We start from the raw sequence: 4,329 nt of genomic DNA, 5'->3' as shown, positions 1-4,329 counted from the left end.
GCGGTGCGGTGGGGTGGGGGTGCGTGGACTGGTGGCAGCGCCGCTGGTGCTGCGCGCGAGTGGGGGTGCGGGGTGGGAGGCGGGAAGCTGGGGTGGCGGGGTGGGGGCCGCCGGGTGGGAGGCGTTCGGTCCCTCGTAGAAGTGGGGGTTGCGAGCGCACTCGATGGCGTCCTCCACGGTTACGGTACCCTGGGGTCGGCGGGGCCTAACGGTTGCGGTGGCGAAGCGGTCGGCGGCGGGGCGTCGCGGCGAATCCGCCGCCGACGTTCGGCCGTCTGCCGCCGGCGTTCGGCCGTCAGTCGTCGGCCGGCGAGCGTCCGGCCCCGTCCCCGGTCGGCGAGAGGTCGACGGCCGGCTCCGCGGGGCCCTCGCGGGCGAGCGGCGGCCAGCAGACCTCGGTCGCGATCGGGTCGTCGAGGTCGAGGCGCATCCGGAGGTCGCCGCACCGCTCGACGACCTCGAAGCCGACCGTCCGGTAGACGCTCCGGGCGACGCGGTTGCCCGTCTCGACGTGGAGCTCGATCCCGTCCCGGCCGGCGGCGGCGGCGTTCGCGATCACGTGTCGGCACAGCTCCGTCCCGACGCCCCGGTCCTGCGCGTCGGGGTGGACGAAGACGGCGAGTTCGGGAACCGGGGCGTCGGTGGGCGTGTACATCGCGTGACCGAAGGGCTCGCCGTCCCGCTCCGCGACGACGTTGTTCCCCTCGGTCAGCATCGAGCGGATCCACTCGACGCGTCGGCTGCGGCTCACGGGCGGGAGCCCCTGCGCGCGGTCGGCGCGGTCGAACCGCTCGTACATCTCGGCGAGGAACGGCTCGTCGGCGTCGACCGCCGGGCGGATCGTCCAGCGCGTCCCCTCCTTGTCGACGAACCGCGGACAGCGCGGCGGACAGTGCGGCGTCCCCTCGCACTCGCTGCCGTCCCAGCCGTCGCAGGCGACGCTCGCGGTATCGGGAGCCATGACTCCACGTTCGTCGCGCGTCGGGTTATAGAGGGCCGACGACTTTCACAGCGTGAGAACGGGTGACGGGGGCGACCGCGAGGCGACCGAAGCTGCGGCGTCACTCCCGGATCAGGACGATCCCGTCGCGGAACACCGCGTGGTTCGGGATCACGTGTTCCTCGCCGTCCGTCTCGATGTGGGTAACGAAGAGGTCGACCTCCTGAACGACGCCGCGCTCGCCGGCGACCCGCACCTCGTCGCCGATGCCGTACGGCTGCCGGAGGAGGAGGAAGACGCCGGCCGCGGCCGAGGCGACGAGGTCCTTCGTCGCGAGCGCGGCGAACAGCACGAGCGCGAACGCGTACGCCGCGAGCAGCACGATGAGCGCGAGCGTCTGGACGCCGACCTGCCCGAGCGCGATGAGCGTCGCGACGTACACGACGCTGTACTTCACGAGCGTCGGGAGCACGCCGAGTTCGGGGAGCTTGACGCCACGGAGGCGCTCGGCGACGAGCAGTTCCGCCTTGTCGCCGACGACGATCCCGACGATGAACACGAGCACGGCGACGAACAGCCGCGGGAGGAACGCGGCGACCCCGGACCAGAACTGTTCGAGGTAGTTCACGTCCGCGACGGTCAGGGCGACGATGCCGGTGACGGCGACGATGAAGTAGCTCGACAGCTGCGCCAGTATCCGCACCGTCGAGGTGTCGAACTCCCGCGCGGTGCGCTCGAAGGCGGTGCCCTCGATCACCTCCGGAACCCCGGCGCGCCGGAGCAGCCGGCGGTTGACCACGCCGGTGAGGTACGCGAGGAGGAGCCCCAAGAGGAGCACGCCGAGCGCCAGCCAGATGCGGTACGGGACGTTCAGGAGGAACTCGGGGACGGAGACCTGGGCCGCGAACATGGGTCAGTACTCCTCCGGATCGATCTCCAAGACGAGTTCGCCGGCCTTGAACGCGCGGACGAGTCCGTCGGACTCCGAGAGGACGATCGCGGTCGAGTTCGTGTCGCGGGTGATCGCGGCGCCGGACATGTGGCGCGCGCCGAGCCCCTTCGGAATGTCGACCCCCTCGGCGGCGGGTTCGAGGTAGCGGTACGCCGAGACGATCTTCCCGGAGTCTGAGACGACGAACGCGCCGTCCAGCCGCGAGAACTCCTTGAGCATGACGTTCACGATGGGGTCGCCGACGTGGACGTGGCTCTTCTCGAAGGGGTTGTACGAGAGCGGCCGCGACTTGTTCATCACCTTCCCCGCGTCGCCGACGACGAACAGCGCGCCGACCGGCTTCCCCTTCTGTCCCTTCTTGCCGAGCTCGATCGCGACCTCGAACACGTCGCGGATGACGCTCGGCTCCGCCCGGGAGTTGGCGAACAGGTCGAAGATGCCGGTGTGGATCCCCTCCTCGACCGTGACGCGGACCACCGCGTCCGAGCCGCCGCCGAAGACGGAGGCGACGCAGGCCACCTCGTCGCCCGCCGCGAGGAGGTCGGCGTCCATCGCGCCCTCGATGCCGAACCGGATCCGGTCTTTGACGTTGTCGAACCGGAGGGGAAGCTCGACGAACGTCTCCGCGTCGACGTCGTTGTCGGGCGCGACGACGACGACCTCGACCTCGGCGTCCGCGAATCGCTCGTAGAAGGAGCTCGTCGGGGAGAACAGCAGCGCGGCGTCGACGTCCGCGACGAGGTCCGCCAGGTGGTCGGTGAGCGAGGCCATTACCCAACGTGACTCCCGGAGTCCGTATAGTCGTTGCGTCGTGCGCGCGTCTGACACGGAGGCGCGGTCGACGTGTTGTTCGCCACGGAAGGGCGGGCGACCGTCGGCCCGGCTAGTCGCCGGCGGCCGAGACTCGCCCCTCGGCGGCCGCCGTCCGGTCGTCGCGGATCAGGTCCGCCGCCCGCTCGGCGATCGCTATCGTCGGTGCGTTCGTGTTGCCGCCGACGAGCTCGGGCATCACGCTCGCGTCGACGACGCGGAGCCCGTCGACGCCGCGGACCCGGAGCTCGTCGTCGACGACCGCCGCCTCGCCGTCGCCCATCTTACACGTCCCGACGGGGTGGTACACGGTGTGACACTCCTCGCGGACGTGGCGGGCTATCTCCTCGTCGGTCTCGACCTCCTCGCCGGGCCACCGCTCGCGACCGACGTACTCCGAGAGGGCGTCCTGTCGGGCGATCTCGCGGGCGCGTTTGACGCCCTCGACGAGCGCGTCGAGGTCCGCGCGCTCGTCGAGGTAGTTCGGGTCGATCGCGGGGTCGTCGAACGGGTCGTCCGAGGCGAGCCGGACGCGGCCGCGGCTCTCCGGTCGGAGCTGCGTCGCGCCGATCGACAGCCCCCTCCCCGTCTCGGGGTTCGCGAGCCCGTGTTCCATGAAGTACGAGGGGGCGAAGTGGAACTGGAGGTCCGGACGGGGCTCGTCCTCGTCGGTGCGGACGAACCCCCCGGCCTCGCCGACGTTGGAGGTGAGCCTCCCCCGCTTGAAGACGAACCAGTTGAACAGGTCCCGCAGGCCGCCGGCGTCGTCGAGCGTGCTCACGTCGTCGTCGGCCTCGTAGACGGCGAACGCGAACAGGTGGTCCTGGAGGTTCCGACCGACGCCCGGCGACGCGACCTCGACGTCGACGCCGCGGTCCGCGAGGTGCTCCGGGTCGCCGATCCCGGAGAGCATGAGCAGCTGCGGGGAGTTGACCGCGCCGGCGCTGAGGACGACTTCCTCGGTCGCGTCGACGGTGCGAACCTCGCCGTCCCGGCTGTACTCGACGCCCGTCGCGCGACCGTCCTCGATCGTCACCTCGGTGACCTGCGCGCCGGTCTCGGCGGTGAGGTTCGACCGGTCGAGCGCCGGCTTGAGGTACGCGTCCGCCGCGCTGTGGCGCTTCCCGTTCCTCTGGGTGACGTGGTAGAGGCCGACGCCCGCCTGCTCGGCCCCGTTGAAGTCGTCGTTGCGGTCGTATCCCGCCTGCGCGGCCGCGCTGACGAACGCCTCCGAGGCCGGTCGCGGGGACGACTGGTCGGTGACGTTGAGCGGGCCCTCGCTCCCGTGATACGTCGACCCCGACGGCTCGAACGTCTCCGCCCGCTTGAAGTACTCCAGCATCGAGTCGTACCCCCACCCGTCGTTGCCCAGCTCTGCCCACCGGTCGTAGTCCGACGGGTGCCCCCGAACGTAGATCATCGCGTTCGTCGAGGAACACCCCCCGAGCGTCTTGCCGCGCGGCCAGTAGAGCTCCCGGCCGGCGCAGGCGTCCTGCGGCTCGGTGTAGTACTCCCAGTCCGCCTCGCCCTTGAAGAGCTCCGGGAACGCCCCCGGAATCGAGACGGTCCGGTCGCTGTCGGGTTCCCCCGCCCCCCAGGCCAGGACCGTCGTTCCGGCGTCGGCGGC

4 protein-coding genes are annotated in these 4,329 nt (G+C 71.2%); all 4 read right to left on the bottom strand.

What is annotated here, in order from left to right; translation table 11 throughout:
• Window positions 1–295 precede the first annotated feature (295 nt).
• Window positions 296–961 (bottom strand): GNAT family N-acetyltransferase, encoded by a 666-nt coding sequence (locus B9G38_RS13310; protein WP_086220675.1) that lies wholly within the window; start codon window positions 959–961, stop codon window positions 296–298.
• Window positions 962–1,061: 100 nt separating this feature from the next.
• Window positions 1,062–1,850, bottom strand: a complete 789-nt coding sequence (locus tag B9G38_RS13305; RefSeq protein ID WP_086220674.1) for a mechanosensitive ion channel family protein — start codon at window positions 1,848–1,850, stop codon at window positions 1,062–1,064.
• Window positions 1,851–1,853: 3 nt separating this feature from the next.
• Complete coding sequence (gene dacZ, locus B9G38_RS13300) at window positions 1,854–2,663, bottom strand: diadenylate cyclase DacZ (RefSeq protein WP_086220673.1); 810 nt, start codon at window positions 2,661–2,663, stop codon at window positions 1,854–1,856.
• A 112-nt stretch (window positions 2,664–2,775) separates the two neighbouring features.
• On the bottom strand, window positions 2,776–4,329 hold a 1,554-nt coding region (locus B9G38_RS13295; RefSeq protein ID WP_143415456.1), incomplete at its 5' end, for a GMC family oxidoreductase.

The organism is Halorubrum sp. SD612, from assembly GCF_002135005.1.
The sequence above is the reverse complement of the archived record's forward strand: the minus strand, read 5'-3'. Positions and strand labels throughout refer to the sequence as shown.

What these genes read in the sequence shown, in the direction of transcription:
- B9G38_RS13310 (WP_086220675.1), bottom strand. Translation starts at nt 961, where the DNA reads ATGGCTCCCGATACCGCGAGCGTCGCCTGCGACGGCTGGGACGGCAGC.
- B9G38_RS13305 (WP_086220674.1), bottom strand. Translation starts at nt 1,850, where the DNA reads ATGTTCGCGGCCCAGGTCTCCGTCCCCGAGTTCCTCCTGAACGTCCCG.
- dacZ (WP_086220673.1), bottom strand. Translation starts at nt 2,663, where the DNA reads ATGGCCTCGCTCACCGACCACCTGGCGGACCTCGTCGCGGACGTCGAC.